Below are 19,492 nucleotides of genomic sequence, written 5' to 3' on the forward strand. Positions count from 1 at the left end.
AAATCATAATTGGCACTGGCTTTTCAAGCACCCTGTTGAGTTCTCAAAGAACAACCACACACCACACTCAAACCGGCTACACCGACCCAAGTTCTGGGGTATTTCGTCCGTATTCGCGCCCTTTGTCACCGCCGGGCACTTGGTCTATCTTACTAGGTTGTCTTCGCTGTGTCAACCCGGTGTTTTTCGGGCCGTTCAACTTGGACTTCCTGGTTTCCCAGATCCAGACCGCAGAAGGTTACCTCAGCGATATTTCCTGGGATTCAGTGGGCCGGCCCGTTTGCGTTTCCGCTTCGCTGGCCCGGTGCCCCGCTGAAGAGAACATTACAGGGAGGTTCCTTCAGCGCCAAATCGGGCCCCCCACGTGCGAAACCTCCACTTTGCGTTACCGATTCAACACATCGCGCAAGCGTTTTGCCTCTTTCATCAGTCGACCCGTTCCGGACCGGCCCGCAACCGCTTCCAGCTCGGCGAACGTGCCCGTGGCACCGGCGGCCGGCGCCACCTGAGCGGCCAGTTCCAGCAGGTCCGGCAATGCGCGCGGGCCGATTGGGAGTAGTAGTGGAAGTGCCGCCACGAGTAATTCCCACGTTTCTGCTGATGCTCCGGCCTGGTGAATGTCGCGCAGCGGCGCCACGATCCGGCTCACCTTGACCGCGCCGTCCGCGGCCAGGTCACCGAGTGCGGCACCCACCCCACCGGCGAACGGCTCACCGCGTGCGGCCAGGGCGAGGAACGCGTCCACCGCGGCGACCCGATCGGACGGGTGCCGCGCACCCAGCGCGTAGGCCAGCCCGTAAGACAGGCCGAGCCCGGCCGGACCGTCGCACTCGGCCAGCATCGGCAGGATCCGCGCGGCACCCTTGTCGTCCAGGTCCGCGAGCCCGGCAAGGCTGGGCAGCGCCCACGCGGCGACCGCGTCCCGGTGGTGCGGCATGGTCATCGTCCAGACGTCGGTCACCTCCGCCGCCGCATAGGTCGGGTAGGCCTCGCGGGTCAGGTGCAGCAGGCGCCGCTCGAACACCAGCCCGGTCGGGGCGGCCGGCTCCAGCGTCACCACCACCCGTCGCGGGACCTCCCCGTAGTTCTGCCGGTCCTTCCGGGCACGCTGCTCCACCCGGGTGGCGATCGGATCGGCCACGCCGCCGGCGCGCAGCATCTCCGCGAACGCCTTCCCCGCGGTGCTGGTGAGCGCGGACGCGTGCGTGACCACCTCGGGGTCGACCGTGCGCGGTACCCGGACGAGCGCCTGGTCCAGGTCGAACGGCCACGGGGTCCATCCCTCGGCCTCGGCGCGGCGCAGCCGCTCCAACAGCACGCCCGCGTCGATCGAGCCGGTCACGTGCGTGGGTGTGGAGAGCAGGAGTGGGACCGGCTCACGGCGCAGTTTGAGGGACAGCTCCGAGATGCGCAGCACCAGCACGCCGTAGGGAGAGTCGCCGGCTCGGTGCACGAGCGACGTGGCCGACCACGCCTCCCGGATCGCGGCCACCATCTTCTGCCAGATCTTTCCGTCACGGCCGGACTGCTCACTGGTCGCGGCGCGCACCGCCTCGCCGAGGAACAGGAAGCGCGGGCGACGAATCCACGCGTTCTCGGTGAAGGCCATGGCGTTCCGGTCGAGGACCGGGTGCACGGCCTCGGCGAGCGCGGCACGATCCCCGGCCGCGCTCAGCCTGACGACGGCGTCGAGCACCCGTTCCCAGCCGACCGCGGTCTCGGACTCGACGAGCACGACGATCTCCTCCGCCAGCTCGGCGGCGCTGCCGATCGGCGGCGGCATCGCCGCGACCGGCGGATGCGGCGGGAGCGTGATCGGGTCATCGCCCACGGAACCGACCGTGACGCCGAAGAGCGCGGCCGCGCGGGCGGGCAGGTCGCCGCCGAGCAGCACGGCCTGGTCCGCGAGGCGGGTGAGGTCGTCGGGCGCGAGTTTCGGCAGCGCGCGCCCGACGATGGTGAGCGCCCGCTCCTGGATGTCGAGCGCGGGGTGACCGAACGCGGCCGCGACTGTCTCCATGATCTCGGTGCGCCGGCCGGGCTCGCGACGGGCCACCTTCTCCAGCCAGGAGAGCTGCGCTTTGACCAGCGCCTTCTCCTTGCGGAGCATCGTCGGCGCGCTGGCCTCCAGCAGCGTCTCCAGCTCCAGCCGGCCGGCGTCGTCGATCGCGCGCAGCGCGCGCTGGGCCAGCCCGGCGATCGGTGAGCCGGCGTCCGGCAGCAGGCGGGCGTAGTCGAGCGCGTGTGCGGCGAGCTCGTCGAGCGTGGGGGCGAGCGCGTCGTGCAGCGCCGTGAACGTACGCAAAGAGTTGGGTTTGTCGCCTCGGAGCAGCCGGTCGAGCGTGCCGGTCAGCAGCATCGCGCGGTCGAGGCGGCCCTCCGTGGCGAGCTGGGCGAGCGCGAGCGGGAAGTGCGGGATGGTCTCCCACGCCTTGGTCTCGTGGTTCCACTCGCCGCCGCCGGTGATGCCGCCGAGCCCGTCGATCTCGAAGAACGCGGGGAGCAGCAGGTCGAGGTAGGGATGGTCGCGCAGTTTGTCGACGACCGGGACCGGTTTCTCCCGGTGGTGCCGGGTGCGGGTCATCTGGGTGAGCCAGCCCAGCAGCACCGCCTCGGTGGCCGGGGGCATGGTGCCGGACTCTCGGAACAACGTGTCGGCGAACTCCCACTCACCGGACCAGGTCACGTTCTGCGGGGAGAGCCGCTCGGCGACGCGAGCGGCGACGTCGCCGAGCCACGGCATCTGACGTGCGCTCAGGAGGTCGCGCAGCGGGACGAGCGGGATCGCACCCCAGGCGTCGCGCATCTCACGCCGGGTGAGCAGCGCGGCGGCCTTGGCCGCGGTGGGCGCGGTGCCGAGCACGATCAGTCCGAGGCCGGCGGCCTGGGGCGCGGGGGTCGGCCTCCACCAGGCCTCGCCTTTGATCGACTTGATGTACGCCTCGGCCAGCGGCGCCACCGCGAGCCGGCTCTCCTCGGAGATCTTGATGAGCAGGCTGACCACGCCGACGTAGTCCTTGTTGCGCTGCCGGCGATCGAGCCACTCGAAGAGCGTGCCCGCGTCCTCGGTCATGCCAGCGCCTCCGCGCTCTCGTCCAGGTCGGCGGCGTCGCCGGCGCGGACCATGCGGACCGCGAGCGCGTGCTTGCACGGGCCGCGCTCACCGCGGTGCTTGGCCCACCAGGGGCAGGTGCAGGTGGAGGCGTCGTCGGCGAGCACACGCACCCGATAGGTCTCGTCGCCGCTGCGGACCGAGGCGGCCTCGCCGTCGAGCGTGACCGCGCCGGCCGCGACCAGGGCGCGCGCGCCGACGAGCCGTGGGTTCATCTTCGCGGCCGCGGCCGCGTCGTAGGGCAGCGTGCGGTGGAAGTAACCGGCCTCGGCCACGTCGTAACCGACCCGGCCGGCGGTGCCGAGCTGGGTGAGCGCGTCCCGCACGCGCTGGGCGGAGAGGCCGGAGGAGAGCGCGAGCGCGTCCGTGTCGATCGTCGGGTCCCAGGAGAGCAGCGCGCTGATCAGGTCGGCGTCGTCGGCTGCGTCGTCCGCGGCGAGCGACTCGAGCACCGCGCCCTCGCCGGAGAAACCGCGGGACGGCTCGGGGGAGAGCGTGAGCGACAGGCGCATGGCGGGCGAGCTGAGCTCCCAGGTGCTGGCGACCGGTCCGCTGCCGGCCGTGACCGGCGGGCCGTAGACGCGCAGCGTGGTGGCGAAGCGCAGGAACGGGCGGAGCGCGACGAGCCGGCCGGCGCCGGGCAGGCAGACCGCGCCGGGCACCGGGCGGGAGGTGAGGCGCAGCGAGCGGCCGGCCGGGACGGCCCAGAGCACGCCGCGCTCCGCGACCGGGAGGCGGTGCAGCAGCGCGCGGGCCTCGGCGGCGCCGACCTCGGCGCGCGGGTCGAACCGGGACGTGATCACCTGGGCCTCGGCGAAGCCGCGCAGCCAGCGGGACGGCAGCGGCACCTTCCGCTCGACGGTCGGGCCGTCGAACGTGGTGACGGTGAGATCATCCGGCCCGACGGAGAGGTGCATCGGGTCGGCGCGGCCGACGCGGGAGAGCGCGCGCTGGAGCGGGACGTTGACGTCCACGTTCGTCGTGCCGTGGTCGGTGATGTCGCCGTCGACGCCGGCGGGCAGCACGTCGAGCCGGGCGTAGACGCCGCAGCAGCCGGAGAACGACTCGAACCGCAGCCGGTCGGAGCCGGCCGTGACGACCGGGTCGAGGCTGGCCGGGCTGACCGGCCGGAAGTATCGGGTGCGGGCCACCTCGGCCACCGCGAGCAGACCGACCGCGGCGGCGCCGGGCTGGGTGAGGAAGCCGGTGAAGAACCGCGGGTTGGCGGCGGGGCCGCCGGACGTCTGCAACGTCAGGCCGGTGTCCGTCGCCAGCGCCGAGTGGTCGAGGTATGCGTATGCCGCCGCGGTAGCCATGACGACACGCTAATAGTGGGGTACGACACTCCCGCCCACTTTTGGGACCTCGGCCACGTCTGTAGGTCGGATACGACGTACCACGGAATGGTCTTGATCTGGTTTCCGGACCTTTTCAGCCGAGGGCGTCCGTCGGGGGCGGGCGCCACGAGTGTGGGGGGAGTCTGCCGGTGCGGCAACGTGCAGGTCGGATCATCGGAGTCGCCGTGCTGCTGTCCGTCGCGCTGTCCGCGTGCGGGACAGCGCCGGAGGGGCCGACGTGGCGGGTGGGCGATCCGACGGTGGAGCAGGTGTCCGCGGCCAGCCCGAGTCCGAGCCCCAGTCCTAGCCCGAGTCCCAGCCCGAGCCTGGAGCCGGTGCCGGACGAGCTGGTGCCGGAGTTCGGCGACGGCGGGTTCGCGACCGCGAAGGGCTCACAGGAGGTGATCGGCACCGGGCGGACGCTGATCACCTACCGGGTGGAGGTGGAGACCGGCATCGAGTGGGGCGACGTGGAGCCGGTGACGGCGGACGGGTTCGCGGCCGTCATCGACGAGGTGTGGCACGACCGGCGCAGCTGGGCCGGCTCGGCCGCGGCGCCGATCACCGCGCCGGAGCACGGACTGGCCGACGCGTCATGGCGTTTCCAGCGGGTGAGCGGGCCTCAGTACGCGGTGCGGGTGCGGCTGGCCACGCCGGGAACCGTGGACGCGCAGTGTGCCGCGCAGGGCTACGACACCGGTGGCAAGTTCTCCTGCAAGATCGGCAACACGATCTTGATCAACCTGAGGCGCTGGCTGCAGGGCTCGCCGATCTCGATGTCCGTGGAGGGGTACCACGCCGGTGTGATCAACCACGAGATGGGCCACTACCTGGGGTTCGACCACATGGGTTGCCCCGGCAAGGGCGAACTCGCGCCCGCGATGATGCAGCAGTCGATGGGGCTGAACGGATGCATCGTCAACCCCTGGCCGTACACCGTGGGCGGCGAGTTCGTCACCGGGCCGTACCTGACGAGTTAGAGCGTCGCGGCGAGCCGGTCCGCGAGAATCCGGGTGAACCGGGACGGGTCGGACAGCTCGCCGCCCTCGGCCAGCAGCGCCATGCCGTAGATCAGCTCCGCGGTCTCGGACAGCCCCTCGGTGGCACCGCCCTCGTGCGCCGACCGCAGGCCGGTCACCAGCGGGTGCGTCGCGTTCAGCTCCAGGATGCGCTTGACGTGCGGCACCTCCTGGCCCATCGCGCGGTACATCTTCTCCAGCGTCGGCGTCACGTCCTGGTCGTCGCCGACGATGCACGCGGCCGACGTGGTCAGCCGGGACGAGAGCCGGACCTCCTTCACGTTCTCGTCCAGCACGCCGGTCATCCAGGTGAGCAGGCCGGCGAAGTCCTTCTTCCGCTGCTCCTGCTCCGGCTTCGCGGCCGCCTTCTCCTCCTCGGACTCGAGGTCGACCTGGCCCTTCGCGATCGACTGCAGCGGCTTGCCGTCGAACTCGGCCACCCGCTCCACCCAGACCTCGTCCACCGGGTCGGTGAGCAGCAGCACCTCGAAGCCCTTGGCGCGGAACGCCTCCATGTGCGGCGAGTTCTCGATCATCGCGCGGGACTCGCCGGTCATGTAGTAGATGTGCTGCTGGCCGTCCTTCATCCGCCCGATGTAGTCGCGCAGCGTGGTGACCTGGTCCGCGTCGTGCGTGGTCGCGGCCGACAGAATCTCCAGGATCGCGGACTGGTTGTCCTGGTCGTTGATCAGACCCTCCTTGACGGCGCGGCCGAACTCGCGCCAGAAGGTCTGGTACTTCTCGTTCTCCTTCTCCTGCAGATCACGCACGGTGGCTAGAACCTTCTTCACCAGCCGCCGCTGTACGGCCTGGATCTGCCGGTCCTGCTGCAGGATCTCGCGGGAGATGTTGAGCGACAGGTCGTGCGCGTCCACCACGCCCTTGACGAAGCGCAGGTAGTCCGGCAGCAGCGCCTCCGCGTCCTCCATGATGAAGACGCGCTTCACGTACAGCTGCGGGCCGCGCTTGCCCTCGCGCATGAACAGGTCGAACGGCGCGTGCGACGGGATGAAGAGCAGCGCCTCGTACTCGAACGTGCCCTCCGCCTTCATGTGGATCGTCTCGAGCGGGTCGGTCCAGTCGTGGCTGATGTGCCGGTAGAACTCGTTGTACTCGGACTGCTCCACCTCCTTGCGGGGGCGGGCCCAGAGCGCCTTCATCGAGTTCAGCGTCTGCACGTCGTACTCGACGGTGTCGTCGTCGCCCTTCTTCTCCACCGTCATCCGGATCGGCCAGGAGATGAAGTCCGAGTACCGCTTGACGATCTCGCGGATCTTCCACTCGGCGGTGTAGTCGAAGAGGTGGTCCTCGCTGTCCTCCGGCTTGAGGTGCAGCGTGACCGTGGTGCCCTGCGGCGCGTCCTCGGCCGTCTCGATCGTGTACGTGCCCTCGCCGGCGGACTCCCACCTCGTACCCTCGGACTCCCCTGCCCTTCGGGTCGTCAGCGTGACGCGGTCCGCGACCATGAACGTCGAGTAGAAGCCCACGCCGAACTGGCCGATCAGCTCCGCGTTCTCCTTCGCCTCGCGCAGCTTCGCCAGCACCTCCGCGGTGCCGGACTTGGCGATCGTGCCGATCAGTCGGACCACGTCCTCACGGGACATGCCGATGCCGTTGTCCCGGACCGTCAGCGTGCGCGACTCCGCGTCGACGTCGAGCGCGATGTGCAGATCGCCGGTGTCCGCGTCGAGCTCCTTGTCGACCAGCGACTCCAGGCGCAGCTTGTCGAGGGCGTCGGACGCGTTCGAGATGAGCTCCCGCAGGAAGATGTCCTTGTTCGAGTAGATCGAATGGACCATCAGCTGCAGCAGCTGGCGCGCTTCTGCCTGGAACTCCAGCGTCTCGGTGCTCATGTGGCTCCGTGGCTCCTCATTGAGTGTGAATCGGTGCGACGAAATAGTTTACGAGCCGATTGTGCTACGCCCCGCCCGCCGGTAGCTTCCCGTGCGATCACGGGGAGGACTCCAATGAGCAATTTTCAACCCGGCCAGCAGGTAGACACCGCTGCCGGGTCAACGGGTCGGACGCACAAGGGCTGGGACCGCGTTCAAAGAGGCTCAATGACGACGGCGTTCAGAGCGCTCGTCTCCATCATCATGCTGGTCGGCTTCTACCTGGTGGCGTTGGTGCTGTTCGCCGCCGGCACCGGGCTCGCCGTCTGGATCGCGGTCAACACCAGGGCCGGCGCCGCACCGGCCAAGTTCGCGTTCGTCATCTTCTTCGCCACGGTGTGGGCGGTCGGCTACGGCACGTGGAAGGCCGTCCGCGAACAGAACTCACCGCCGAACGGCATCCCGCTCACCCGGCAGAACGCACCCCACCTGTGGGCCACTGTGGACGAGCTGGCGCAGGCCGTCGGCACCCGTACCCCCGACGAGATCTTCCTGGTGGCGAGCGTCAACGCGGCCGTCTCCGAGAAGACCCGCCTGATGGGCCTGATCGGCGGCCGCCGCACCATGCTGATCGGCATGCCGCTGCTGCAGGCGTTCACGGTCGCGCAGCTGCGGTCCGTGCTCGCGCACGAGCTGGGTCACCTGTCCGGCGCGCACACGCGGCTGGCGGGCGTGTCGTACCGGGGCAGGATGGCGATGGGACGCACCATCGAACACCTCGGCTCCGGAAACCTGATCGGCTACGTCTACCGCGGGTACGGCCGGCTGTTCCTGCTGGTCGACAACGCGGTCAGCCGGAAGCAGGAGCTGGAGGCGGACCTGTCCTCCGTGCGGGTCGCCGGCCGGGACGCGGCCGCGAGCGCCCTGGAGGAGGTCCGGGTGCTCGCCGCCGCGTTCGACTTCTACCTGGACCGGTACGTCGGCCCCGGCCTGGAGGCGGGCGCCGCGCCGGACGACCTCTTCGCCGGCTTCCGCGAGCTGCTCACCGCGCGTGCGGAGGAGATCGCCGCGCTGCGGGCCTCCCGTCCGGTCGAGCACCGTTCCCGCTGGGACAGCCACCCGCCGATCAACGAGCGGGTCGCCGCGATCCACGCCGCGCCGGAGTCGGCGATCACGCCGGACGACCGTCCCGCCGCGCTGCTGCTCCCCGGGCTCGGGGATGCCGGGCTCGCGCTGCAGCAACACATCCTCGGCGGCCGGCAGCTGACCGTGATGCCGTGGCAGCAGTTCATCGGCCACGGCGCCAGCAGCAGGCTGCAGGAGAACATGGACGGCCTGCTCCGCGCGCTGGCTCGGGCGATCGGCCGGCCGGTCGCGGACGTCGGCGTGGTGCTCGACCAGATCGAGGCCGGGCGACTGCCGGCGATGGCCGCCGTGGTGTTCCCGGACGCGGCGCCGGAGGAGGCGGCGAAGCTCTTCGCCGGGCCGTTGGACGCGCTGTTCGCGCTGGCCGCGGTGCGGTCGGGGGTGGCGCACTGGGATCACTCGTGGACCGGCGGGCCGCGGTTGTTGTCGTCCGTCCCGGTGGCGGCCGGCGCTTCTGTGGCGCCTGCGACCTCCGAGGCTTCGGGGACTTCCGAGGCCGAGCTTGATCTTGAGCCGATCGCGCTGCTGGCGACGGACCGGGCCACGGTCGGCGAGGCACGCCGGCAGCTGGCAGCGCTCGGCATCGACGTCGCCGCCGCGAAGCAGGTCGAGACGACCGTGCCGCTGCGTCGCGCCAGCGTGCTGGCCGGCGTGATCAACATGAAGGTGCCGGGCATGCCCCACCGGCGCATCGACGTGATCATCCTGGACACCGGGCTGGCGCTCGTCCCCAGCTTCGGCCGGATGACCCTGGCCCACAAGATGCGCGGCCGGGTGATGGACTGGGTCCAGCGTGGCGACGCGGAGGCGGTCGTCGCCACGCCCGGCACGCGCTACCTGCCGATGGAGGAGATGGTGTCCGGCTCCCAGGTGCGCACCTTCCCGAAGCGGTTCGAGATCGTCCTGCGCAGCGGCGAGCGCGTCACCCTCGACTGGACCCTCCAGGCCGAGGACCAGAACAACGCCTACGACCGCCTCCGCGACCTTCTCAAGGCCATCTAAAGATCAACATCATCCGGGGGTACGCCGTTGATGTTTCATGTGAAACATTGCGGTGCATGACCGCAATCGAGCAGTTCCACACCGCACCCGGGACGCTGGACCTCGGCTGGGGCCATCCGCACCCGGACGCGTTGCCGGTGACCGAGTGGACTGCCGCGGTCTCCGTGGCGCTGGAGCGGTGGGGTCCGGCGGCGCTCGCCTACGGCAGCACCGCCGGACCCGCGCCCCTGATCGAGTGGATCGGCGGGCCGGCCGACGAGGTGTTCGTGACCGCGGGTGCCTCGCACGCGCTGGAGCTGATCGCGTCCGTGTTCGGCCGGGGCGGGCCAGTACTGGTCGACACGCCTACGTACCATTACGCGCTCCGCACGCTGGCCGACCACGGCCTGGAGTTGATCGAGGCACCCGCCGACGATCCCGACCGGTTGGCGTCGGTGATCCGTGAGCGGCGGCCGGCACTGTTCTACGTGGTGCCCACGTTCAGCAATCCGACCGGTGCGTCCCTGCCCGGCCCACATCGCGTCGCCCTGATCGAGACGGCCCGTCGTGGCGGGCTCACGATCATCGAGGACGACACGTACCGGGAACTGCACTACGGCGTGACCCCGTCACCGTCGCTCTACTCGCTGGACGCGTCCGACGTCGTGATCCGGATCAACTCGCTCGCCAAGACCGTGGCCCCCGGCCTCCGCCTCGGCTGGATCACCGCCTCCCCGGACCGAATCCGCCTGCTGACCCAGCGCGGCTACATCGACAGCGGCGGCGGCGTGAACCACACGACCGCGATGGCGATGGCAGCATTCGGTGACTACGCCGCCCACCTCGACCGGCTGCGGCTCCGCTATGCCGCGCAACGCGACGCCCTCGTCTCCGCGTTGCATCACCACCTGCCCGCGGCCACCTTCGACGTACCGGACGGCGGCTGGTTCCTCTGGATCCGCCTCCCCGGCGCCGACGACCTCGCCGCTCCGGCCGCCGCGCACGGCGTGGGCTTCCTCCCCGGCAACACGTTCTTCCTGGACCGCGCCCCCGGCCGCCCCATCCGCCTCGCCTTCTCCCGCTACTCCCCCGACGACCTCACCGAGGCCGCCCGCCGCCTCGCCTCCGCCTATCGCGCCTTGTGAGGTCTGTTCTTAACGCGGCCTCTTCTTTACGCGGGCCTCTCGAAGCCAAGCGTCCGATATCCGGGCATGCGACGTTGAAGCGAGGAGGCCAGGATGGGGCGTCCCGGTCGTGATAGTCGTGGACTTCCGCGGTGTCCTTGTCCGGCGCGGCCCTGATCACGCGGTCGGCGCACTGGACGAGTAGACCGTCGTAGGAGATCGGTCCGGCAAGGAAGAGGGTGTCGAGCACCGGGGCATCGAAGCCTTCGCCGATGAACGGCGTGGTGCCGATCACGAGCAACCCGTCGCCGGCCTTGGCCGTGTCGAGTCGGTCGACCACCGCGCGACGGCTGGTCGCGCTCATCGTTCCTTGCAGCACGAGCGCCTCGTGCCCTCGCGCGGACAGAATGGCGGTAAGCGCCTCGACGTGGGCGACCCGCCGGGTGAGGACCAGGCAGTTACGCCCGCGGGTCAGCGCCGCGGCGACGTCGTCGGCGATCTGGTTGTTGCGCGGCTCGTCGAGCGCCATCCTGCGATGGACCTCGGCCAGCGCGCCCGGCTCCCCCAGGTCCACGTCTCCGGGCAGGAACGTGGTGTCGTGGAGGAACAGCACCCGTCGCGGGCCGGCCTCGGTCTGCATCGCGGCCGCGAGCGTCCCCTGCATCTCGTCCGTCATGGTGTGCCGCACCGGTCCCAGCTGCCAGGTAACAAGCTGGCCGAGACCGTCACGCCGGTCGGGAGTGGCGGTTAGGCCGAGCCAGAATCGGGCGGCGATCCGCTTGACCGAATGCTCATATGCGGCGGCCCCGAGGTGGTGGCACTCATCGACGATGACGTGCCCATACCCCTCGGTGAGAGTGGCGATGTCGTCGCGTCTGGCCAGCGACGGCAGCAGCGCTATATCCACGACCCCGGTGAGCTTGCGCCGGCCGCCGCCGAGCTGGCCCGGTGTGATGCCAAGAAACCGTTCGATGCGCATACGCCATTGGTCGGCGAGCGCCCTGCGGTCGACGAGGACCAGCGTGGAGGCGCCCCGCTCGGCGATGATGGCACAGCCCATCACCGTCTTGCCGGAACCGGGCGGAGCAACCAGCAGCCCGTCGTCGTGTGCAAGAAGGGCGCCCACCGCGGCGCTCTGTGTGGAGGTGAGCTCGGCAGCGAAGGCGACGTCGATTTCCCGGCCGGCATTCCGGACGTCGGTGACGGCCAATCGCGACCCTGCCTGCTCGATGATGGAGGCGACCGTGGGGCGCAGCCCGCGCGGCAGGACCAGACGGTCGTCGAGCGTGAGGTCGTACCCACGGATGAACCGCGGTGTGTCCCAGGTCGACTTCCGCAGTCGTTGCCGCTCGTAGAACTTCGGATTGATCATGGCTGCGGTGTGCTTGAACGTGGTCAGCGCGGCCGGAGTCAGCTGCGCCGTCCCGATGCTCAGCCCGGCGCCGGCTTCCGCGCGAACCACCGGGGGCAGCGCGGGATGGACCTGGGTGGCAGCCGACCGGCTGATCTTCGCCACGTCAGCGCCGGTCGTGGCGCGTCTCGTACTCCGGGCGATGCGGTCCGCCGTACCGGGACTGCACCGGTCCAACGTCGACAGAAATGCCCACTGGTCCTCGTACGGCTCAAGCGTGCCGAGGTCGAGAAACGTCGTCAGGCCGTCCTTGCGTCGCCGGCCGTGCAGCGGCGCGGCGATCAGGTTGCCGAACCCGCCGTCGGGAAGCACATCCTGATTGGGGAACAGACGGTCGTACGAGCGCAGATCCATCGACCCGCGCAGCACCATCGCCTCGTGAAGCAGCGCGGTGCCGACCGCCCGAGCCGTCGCCGCCGCGACCGCATCCGTGAAGAAGATCCACACATGGGCTCCGCGCCCAGATTGAGAGATCTCCAACGCGGCCGGCACAGAGGCGGCCCGAGCCGCCTTGACGAAGGCGAGCGCGTCGAGCATCGCCGTCACGCCGTCGAAGTCGGCTACCAGGAAGTGGCAGGTGTTGCCCGGCAACAGCGGGTAGAGCCCCATGAACAGGTCGCCGACCAGATGCGCCGCGACAACCTCCTTGGTACGGGGAAGGTGAACGGCACCGCGCCGGTCCATGCCCTTTCGCCAGCCGCCGGCCACGGCGGGCATCCACCCGGCACCACCCGATCGGACGTTCTCCCAACGGACCGCGTAGACGTCGGCGCGGGCCCGGAAGAGGGCGGCGAACAGCGTTAGTTTGTCCGCCACCGGTGAGCCCATCGTGACGAGCCCCGGCACGGCAGCAGGCGTGGTCAGCTGCTCCGGCGCCGGAACGGTGTCCTTCCCGCGAATCTCCAGCAGCCGAGACAGCCTGGCATTCTCCGCCCGCAACCGCTCCACTTCACGGCGAAGATCCGCGAATTCGTCCACCGGAGCCACCCATCCATCCTCGCGTATCAGCACAGCCAATTAGCGCCTCTCCCATGGGGCGCTCGAAGGGCGTCAAACCCCTGGCCCTCTGATCCGTAGTCAGATGGGCCGGTCTGCCGGGCGCGTCGCGTGGCGGCGGAAGTCTCGTCGGCTGCTTACGGCACGAGCGTGGCAGGGCGGCCGACGGTGGTCGGATCGCAGCCGAGGTCGATCCTGACCGGCTAAGGCCCGCGGCGAGGGCGGGTGCCTCGCGCCCGAAATTTCGGCATAAAGGAGCTATTGCCGGAGTCTGCGCGACCATCACGGGCGGAGAGGGACCCAGCCCGGCGCTGAGGCCGATCGAGCTGTGGATCGATGGCGGTTCGGCTTTATGGTGAAATTTCGGGCGTCGACTACCTGGGCAGAAGCGCGTATCGGCCCTGTGCGCGTGGTGCTGGTCCGTAATCCGCAGGGGAAACGCCTGGCAAGCTCGACACCGAAACGCGTCAGAGCTTTCGGTAGTAGGCGATGGCGCGGGCGGCCAGAAGGTCGGTGGCCGCGGCGTCGGTGAGGGCGGCGACCAGGATGGCGGCGCCGGGGAGCAGGCGGGCGGCGGTGCGGAGCGCGGCCCAGCCGCCGACGCGGGCTGCCAACGGGGTTGCCAGGCGCCAGATGCCCTCAAGGGGGTGGGCGCGCAGCAGGCCGCCGCCGTGCTCGCCGACCGCGGCGTCGAGGGCAGCGCGGGCGCTTTCGCGGCTTGAATGCAGGCGGAGCAGGACCAGGAGGTCGATCGCGCGTTCGGGGTCGGTGGGGTCGACGCCGTGAGCGGCCGCGACGCGGAGGACCAGGGCAGCCTGCACCCAGGCGACAAAGGTGTACTCGACAAGCGGCGCGTAGGCGCCGGTGGTCGCGGCCAGCATTCCGGCGGCGGCGGAGACCTGCGTGGACCGCATGGTTGCCAGGCGGGCGAGCGCGTCGGGGGCGGCCGAGGGGTAGGTGGCGTGCATCTGCGCGGCCCAGTCGCGAGCGCGCGGGCCGAGGGTTTCCACCGCTGCCAGGGTGAGCAGTTCGCCGGCGTGGCCGGGGCGGTCCGCGATCTTGGCCCAGATGGGGCCGGTGACGGCGGATCCGAAAGTCTGACTTGGAATGATCCGGCTCACAGACGTTGTCGGCGCGGTACTCCCGCGCGGAGACGTGGCCACGGCCGAAAGCTCCGGATCTACCGGCGGCGCGGCTTCCGCCGGAGAGGCAGTGTCCGCGGCTGACATCGGCGCGGCGGCCTCAGCGGGAAGTGCAGCTTCTGCCGGCACCGAGGGCTTTACTGCGGGCGCACCTTCCACTGCAGACGCAGCCTCGGCCATAGGCGCGGCTTCCGCCGCAGGTGACGCTTCCTTCGCAGACTCGGCCCTCAACGGAGACGCAGATCTCTCCGCAAGCGCAGACTCCGCCGCAGGTGCGGCCTCAGGCAGAAGTACAGGCTCCGCCACAGGCGTGGCGTCCAGCGGCGGCGCGGTTTCCACGACAGCCGCAGCCTCCGCCGGAAGCGCGGTGTTCGCCGCAGGCACCGCTTCCACCACAGACGCCGCCCCCACTCCAGGCGCAGACTCCGCCACAGACGCGACCTCCGCCACAGATTCAGGCGCCGTAGACCCGACCTCCGTAGCAGGCGCCACGTTCACGACAGGCGCAGACGAGGTCGCCGCCGAAGGCGCGGCTCCCGCGGGAAGGGCCGGATCTGTCGGGGGTACGAGGGCGGACTCCGGACGCTTACGTGGTGTAGTCGTCTTCTTTACGGCAGGTGCCACCTTTCTTGGCTCCGGCGTGCTTTCGGCGGCGGTTTTCACAGGTGGGGACGCCTTTCGTGGCTTTGGGGCGGGCGTCTTTTTCGGCGCGGGCGCCTTTCGGGCCGGCGCTTTTTTCTCGGGCGGCGTGGCCACCGTCACATCGGGTGGTTCGGGCGCCTCGGATGCGGGCTCTGGGGCCGGCTTGACCTGGGGTGGAATCGGAGCGGAATCGACGGGAGGACGGAATGTGACCGCGGGTGGCGGCACCCGGCGCGCGGGCGGCTGCGAGGTGCTGCGGTCGGCCGGGTCCGGCTCGGCGGCTTGGAACGGCGCGCACGACGGACGTGCCCGCGTGTTCGCCCGCTTCTCGGGGCGACGTGGTTCCGTGCCGCCCTCGGTGCCCTCCGTTTGGTCCTCCATGCCCAGGTAGCCTAGCTGTTGACCACGGTTTTGCAGGGTTGGGACCGTGCCAGGATCTTCGTCCCCGAGCGCCCGCATTCGGGTCCGGCGGCGTGGCCTGGGAGGTTGCTTTGCCCACCCGGGTGGGGGCACGGTATTCTCAACGCGCGGTCGCCCCCGGGTGGCCGAGGAGACTTCGCCTAGTCTGGTCTATGGCGCCGCACTGCTAATGCGGTTGGGGCTACCGCCCCTCCCGGGTTCGAATCCCGGAGTCTCCGCGCGAAAGTCAGGTGTGTATGCTGACTGCAGCAAGGAAGCAAGGCAAGCGCCCGTAGCTCAATGGATAGAGCATCTGACTACGGATCAGAAGGTTAGGGGTTCGAGTCCCTTCGGGCGCACAGTAAGAAATGGCCTCCCACGGAAAGTGGGAGGCCATTTCTGTTCTGGAACGCGCGCCGCACGGCTGGTGAGCAGAAGCCACCGCGAAACCGGCTCCGACCGGGGGTCGGAAGCGGAGCGCCAGCGGAGTCTTCCGACCCCCGGAGGTTTGCCCGCGGGAGCAAACGGGCCGCACCACGCCGGGAGCGGGAAAATCTGGATTTTATGCCCCTAAAAGCCCCTAAAGCCACGACACATGCGGCGCCAACAGCGCGTAGCCGACGAACGCCACGATGTCGAGCACCGTGTGGGCGACGATCAAGGGCATCACGCGGCGGGTACGCAGGTAGAAGAGGCAGAACGCCACGCCCATGATGATGTTGCCGATGAAGCCGCCGAAGCCCTGGTAGAGGTGGTAGGAGCCGCGGAGGACGGAGCTGGTGAGGATGATCGCGGGGACGCGCCAGCGGAGGTCGTCGAGGCGGCGCATCAGGTAGCCGACGACCAGGACCTCTTCGAGGATGGCGTTCTTGGCGGCGGCCAGGATCAGGACCGGGATGGTCCACCACACGTCGTTGAGCGCGGAGGCCTGGACGGTGGTGTTGAGGCCGAGTTCGCGGGCGGCCAGGTAGAACGCGAGGCCGGGCAGGCCGATTCCGGCGGCGAGGGCGGCGCCGGAGCCGAGGTCGAAGAACGGGCGGCGGAGGTCCAGGCCGAGGGACGGCATGGAGATTCGCTCGCGAGCCAGTAGGTGCAGTGCGAGCACGACCGGCATCAGGCCGAAGAGGATGCGCAGCAGTTGCAGCGTCAGGTCCAGGTAGGGGCGGTCGGACGCGGCGGGGTTGAGCGTGGACGTCTGCGCGGAGAGCGGCGTGGCGGCGGTGAGCCGGCCGATGATGTTGACCACGGAGTAGACCGCGGACTGGCCGAGGGACAGGCCGAACACGATCAGCAGCTCGAATTTGATCGTCCGATCCTGCGGTGCGACGTCGCTCACGGGTCCTACTGTGCCGCCCGTCCGTGTCCGGTCGCACAGCGGGTCCGCTTCACCTGATCGCCGGGGCTCGACGATCGCGCCGGGTCGGTCGATCCCGGAGGCACGGAGGTCCCATGGGTAACCTGTCGCACCTTCTGCAAGAGAGCTGGACCGTGGTCGCGGAGCAGCAGGAGAAGCTCGCCGGCTACTTCTACGCACGTATTTTCCTGTCCAATCCGCATCTGCGTGACCTGTTCCCGGTGCAGATGGACGTGCAGCGGGCCCGGCTGCTGGGCGCGATCGTCACGGCCGTGCGGACGCTGGACGCGCCGGAGCAGCTCGACGTCTACCTGCGCGGGCTGGGGCGGGACCATCGGAAGTTCGAGGTGGCGCCGGAGCAGTACGCCGTGGTCGGCGACGCGCTGCTGGAGTCGCTGCGGATCTTCGGCGGCGAGCGGTGGACGCCGGAGTTCGATCAGGCGTGGCGGGACGCGTACGGCCTGATCGCGCAGAAGATGATCGACGCGGCGGAGGCGGATGCGGACACGAACCCGCCGTACTGGGTCGCGGAGGTGCTCAGCCACGAGCGGCGCGGGCGGGATGTGGCCGTGCTCACGGCGCTGCCGGGGCGGAAGCTGGAGTACCGGCCGGGTCAGTACGTGAGCGTGGAGTGCCCGGCGCACCAGCCGAGGCTCTGGCGGGTCTATTCGATCGCGAACGCGCCGCGCCGTGATCACACGCTGGAGTTCCACGTCCGCGCGCTGAGCACCGGGTGGGTGTCCGGCATGATGGTCCGCCGGGTGCGCCCCGGTGACCTGCTGCGACTGGCCGCGCCGATGGGTTCGATGACCATGGACCGCGACTCGACCCGGGACATCGTCTTCGTGGCGGGCAGCACCGGCCTGGCCCCGATCAAGGCGCTGCTGGAGGAGCTGACCCGGTACAACAGGACGCGCTGGGTGCACCTGTTCTTCGGCGGCGGCACCCGGGAGGATCTCTACGACCTGCCGGAGCTGCGCGCGATCGCGGCCCGGCACCCGTGGGTGTCGCTGGTGCCGGCCTGCAGCCGGGACGCGGGTTTCGAGGGCGAGCACGGCGACGTCTCGGAGATCGTCGGCCGGTACGGGCCGTGGGACAGGCACGACTTCTACGTGGCGGGGTCGTCCGGGATGGTCCGGGCGACGCTGCGCACGCTGGCCGCGCTCAACGTGCCGGCGGATCGGATCCGGTACGACGCGTTCGGGGCCGTGCAGTGAAGGTCACGTGCGGTAGAGGTCAGTAGTGCCAGGGCAGCCCGCCGCCCTGATACTCGTCCATGGTCAGCAGCCGTGCGTCCGGGGGCATCCGGTCCAGGTAGAGCCGCCCGTCCAGGTGGTCGATCTCGTGCGCGACCAGCCTCGCCGTCGCCCGGTCGAACGTGGTGACCGTCCGGCTGCCGTCCCACCGCTCGTGCTCGACCTGGAGGCGCAGCGGCCGGCGGACCGCGCCGCGGTGGTCGAAGAAGGACAGACAGCCCTCGTACTGGATGTCGGTCTCCGGCGACTCGGCCACGACCAGCGGGTTGAGCAGCACCAACGGCTCTTCCGCGTCCGGCGGGCGGACCACCGCGACCGCCCAGGGCAGCCCGATCTGCGGCGCGGCCAGCCCGATGCCCTTGCGGAAGTCGTGCAGCGTGCCGACCCGGTCGAGCGCGCGGTGCAGCTGGGCTACCACGTCACGCGCGTCCGTGGCCTGCTCGGGGAGCACGAGCTGGCGGGCCGGCTCGGTGAGTTGCGGGGCGCCGCGCTGCACGATGCCGGCCGCGCGCATGCGGTCACCGGCGCGGCTCCCGGTCTCTGCGGACGACGTCACGGTGCCGCGGAATCGCCAGGAGAGTTTGTAGCGCGCGTTGAGCGGCGGGTCGTCCGTCGACCATTCGAAGACGGCGCGCCCGTTCTCCTCGTTGCGGGTGAACGGCGTGCGCAGCGGCGCCTCCTCGGCGGAGAGTGAGGTCTCCTCGCCCCAGACGGTCGGGTCCAGACCGGCCGGGAAGTCGAGGCGGACCGTCAGCTGCCGGGTGGGCAGCCGCACCGCGCGCTGAAACCACTGACCCCATTTCTCCTCGGGTACGGAGTAGGCGTACTCGATCGTGGTCCGCTGACCCGGGTAGAGCGGGAACCGGCCGTGATCGTTCTCGAAGAGCAGCCACATCTCCTTGTCCGCGTCGCGGTCGCGCTTCTTCCGCCAGCGCATGGGCTCGCGCGCGTACGGCGCACCCCAGAACGCGGTGAGGCGCAGCTCGTCGAAGGAGAGCGGGTTGTCGCGGTGGTGCCGGTTGGATCGTTCCGGATCCGTGGGGAAGCGGTCGACCGCGACCTTGACCATGTATCGCGTGACCGGCTCGGTGCCGGCGTTGTAGAGCGCGCGGCGGATCAGGCAGCGGTACTCGCCGCCGGAGTAGACCAGCTCCGCGATCTCCTGCTCGACGACCAGGCCGGTGCCGGGCGGCAGCCACTGCTCGGGGACGGGCGGGTCGCGGTGGGTCAGGCCGACGCTGCGCACGTGGCGGAGCTCGTCGTACTCCTGGAAGCGCTGCCAGATGCGGCCGCCGGCCTCCAGCACGGCCTCGGCGCGGCGTGCGAAGTCCTCGGTGGGGCGGTGGCGGCGGCCCTCGACGTGGCTCACGTAGGACGGGTCGAAGCCCATTCGCGCCGCGAGCTGCTTCTTCGTCATCCCTCGGTCGGCACGCCACTGGGAGAGCTCCGCGGCGAAGGAGTCGGCCGCGCGCTCCAGCGGCGAGGTCGGCGATGTCGGCTGTGCTGTCATCACGCGTCCTTCTCGGCTGCCGGTGCTTCCCACCGGACCGCTTATGGCGGACCGGCCGGAGTCGACCGGGCTTTCAGTGTCCGTTGTCCGACCGAGCCCGCGTGAGTGAGTAGCGCCTTGCGGACAGAAGCATTGACAAACCCGACACGATTGTGCACACATGGCGACTCACCGATTACTCGGCGTAACGTAACGCCCGCTCATATCCGGATAAAACGGGAATCATCGTTG

At 70.1% G+C, this 19,492-nt stretch carries 11 protein-coding genes and 2 tRNA genes; 6 read left to right on the plus strand and 7 right to left on the minus strand.

Features of this window, described 5'->3' with window-relative positions; genetic code table 11:
* Positions 1 to 385: 385 nt before the first annotated feature.
* Both OP04_RS40400 and OP04_RS40405 read right to left on the minus strand, forming a co-directional pair.
* On the minus strand, positions 386 to 3,073 hold the full coding sequence (locus tag OP04_RS40400) for a DUF7824 domain-containing protein (protein ID WP_033345301.1): 2,688 nt from the start codon (positions 3,071 to 3,073) through the stop codon (positions 386 to 388).
* Positions 3,070 to 4,428, minus strand: a complete 1,359-nt coding sequence (locus OP04_RS40405; protein WP_033345302.1) for an SWIM zinc finger family protein — start codon at positions 4,426 to 4,428, stop codon at positions 3,070 to 3,072. The genes OP04_RS40400 and OP04_RS40405 overlap by 4 nt, the downstream gene beginning before the upstream one ends.
* 206 nt (positions 4,429 to 4,634) lie before the next feature.
* Here OP04_RS40405 and OP04_RS40410 point away from each other — a divergent pair, with 206 nt between their 5' ends.
* Complete coding sequence (locus OP04_RS40410) at positions 4,635 to 5,429, plus strand: DUF3152 domain-containing protein (protein ID WP_198154156.1); 795 nt, start codon at positions 4,635 to 4,637, stop codon at positions 5,427 to 5,429.
* Here the strand turns inward: OP04_RS40410 and htpG are convergent.
* On the minus strand, positions 5,426 to 7,321 hold the full coding sequence (gene htpG / locus OP04_RS40415) for a molecular chaperone HtpG (RefSeq protein WP_033345304.1): 1,896 nt from the start codon (positions 7,319 to 7,321) through the stop codon (positions 5,426 to 5,428). The two genes, OP04_RS40410 and htpG, sit on opposite strands and share 4 nt — an antisense overlap.
* Positions 7,322 to 7,528: 207 nt before the next feature.
* Here htpG and OP04_RS40420 point away from each other — a divergent pair, with 207 nt between their 5' ends.
* The gene (locus tag OP04_RS40420) at positions 7,529 to 9,448 is read left to right on the plus strand and encodes a M48 family metallopeptidase (RefSeq protein WP_051799829.1); all 1,920 of its coding nucleotides are present in this window, start codon (positions 7,529 to 7,531) and stop codon (positions 9,446 to 9,448) included.
* Between the two features lie 56 nt (positions 9,449 to 9,504).
* Positions 9,505 to 10,572, plus strand: coding sequence for an aminotransferase-like domain-containing protein (locus OP04_RS40425; protein ID WP_033345305.1), 1,068 nt, complete (start codon positions 9,505 to 9,507; stop codon positions 10,570 to 10,572).
* On the opposite strand, the gene OP04_RS48780 is transcribed toward OP04_RS40425, so the two are convergent.
* Positions 10,526 to 12,940: a DEAD/DEAH box helicase gene (locus tag OP04_RS48780; protein ID WP_232323922.1), complete on the minus strand. Its 2,415-nt coding sequence runs from the start codon at positions 12,938 to 12,940 to the stop codon at positions 10,526 to 10,528. The genes OP04_RS40425 and OP04_RS48780 overlap by 47 nt on opposite strands.
* Before the next feature lie 485 nt (positions 12,941 to 13,425).
* Positions 13,426 to 13,968 carry an EcsC family protein gene (locus OP04_RS40435; protein ID WP_157241020.1) on the minus strand — a complete coding sequence of 181 codons (543 nt, stop codon included), beginning with the start codon at positions 13,966 to 13,968 and terminating at the stop codon, positions 13,426 to 13,428.
* A 1,323-nt stretch (positions 13,969 to 15,291) separates the two neighbouring features.
* On the opposite strand from OP04_RS40435, the gene OP04_RS40440 reads away from it, so the two are divergent.
* Positions 15,292 to 15,380: transfer RNA gene (locus OP04_RS40440), tRNA-Ser, on the plus strand.
* 47 nt (positions 15,381 to 15,427) lie between these two features.
* Positions 15,428 to 15,500 (plus strand) — tRNA-Arg (locus tag OP04_RS40445).
* 221 nt (positions 15,501 to 15,721) lie between these two features.
* On the opposite strand, the gene OP04_RS40450 is transcribed toward OP04_RS40445, so the two are convergent.
* On the minus strand, positions 15,722 to 16,477 hold the full coding sequence (locus tag OP04_RS40450) for a CPBP family intramembrane glutamic endopeptidase (protein ID WP_033345306.1): 756 nt from the start codon (positions 16,475 to 16,477) through the stop codon (positions 15,722 to 15,724).
* Between the two features lie 113 nt (positions 16,478 to 16,590).
* Here OP04_RS40450 and OP04_RS40455 point away from each other — a divergent pair, with 113 nt between their 5' ends.
* Positions 16,591 to 17,712 carry a globin domain-containing protein gene (locus OP04_RS40455; protein ID WP_033345307.1) on the plus strand — a complete coding sequence of 374 codons (1,122 nt, stop codon included), beginning with the start codon at positions 16,591 to 16,593 and terminating at the stop codon, positions 17,710 to 17,712.
* 19 nt (positions 17,713 to 17,731) lie between these two features.
* On the opposite strand, the gene OP04_RS40460 is transcribed toward OP04_RS40455, so the two are convergent.
* The gene (locus OP04_RS40460) at positions 17,732 to 19,261 is read right to left on the minus strand and encodes a peptide deformylase (protein WP_033345308.1); all 1,530 of its coding nucleotides are present in this window, start codon (positions 19,259 to 19,261) and stop codon (positions 17,732 to 17,734) included.
* Between the last annotated feature and the right edge of the window lie 231 nt (positions 19,262 to 19,492).

The sequence above is a fragment of the Catenuloplanes japonicus genome (assembly GCF_000717135.1).
GTDB lineage: Bacteria > Actinomycetota > Actinomycetes > Mycobacteriales > Micromonosporaceae > Catenuloplanes > Catenuloplanes japonicus.

What these genes read in the sequence shown, in the direction of transcription:
- OP04_RS40400 (WP_033345301.1), bottom strand. Translation starts at nt 3,073, where the DNA reads ATGACCGAGGACGCGGGCACGCTCTTCGAGTGGCTCGATCGCCGGCAG.
- OP04_RS40405 (WP_033345302.1), bottom strand. Translation starts at nt 4,428, where the DNA reads ATGGCTACCGCGGCGGCATACGCATACCTCGACCACTCGGCGCTGGCG.
- htpG (WP_033345304.1), bottom strand. Translation starts at nt 7,321, where the DNA reads ATGAGCACCGAGACGCTGGAGTTCCAGGCAGAAGCGCGCCAGCTGCTG.
- OP04_RS40420 (WP_051799829.1), top strand. Translation starts at nt 7,529, where the DNA reads ATGACGACGGCGTTCAGAGCGCTCGTCTCCATCATCATGCTGGTCGGC.
- OP04_RS40425 (WP_033345305.1), top strand. Translation starts at nt 9,505, where the DNA reads ATGACCGCAATCGAGCAGTTCCACACCGCACCCGGGACGCTGGACCTC.
- OP04_RS40455 (WP_033345307.1), top strand. Translation starts at nt 16,591, where the DNA reads ATGGGTAACCTGTCGCACCTTCTGCAAGAGAGCTGGACCGTGGTCGCG.
- OP04_RS40460 (WP_033345308.1), bottom strand. Translation starts at nt 19,261, where the DNA reads ATGACAGCACAGCCGACATCGCCGACCTCGCCGCTGGAGCGCGCGGCC.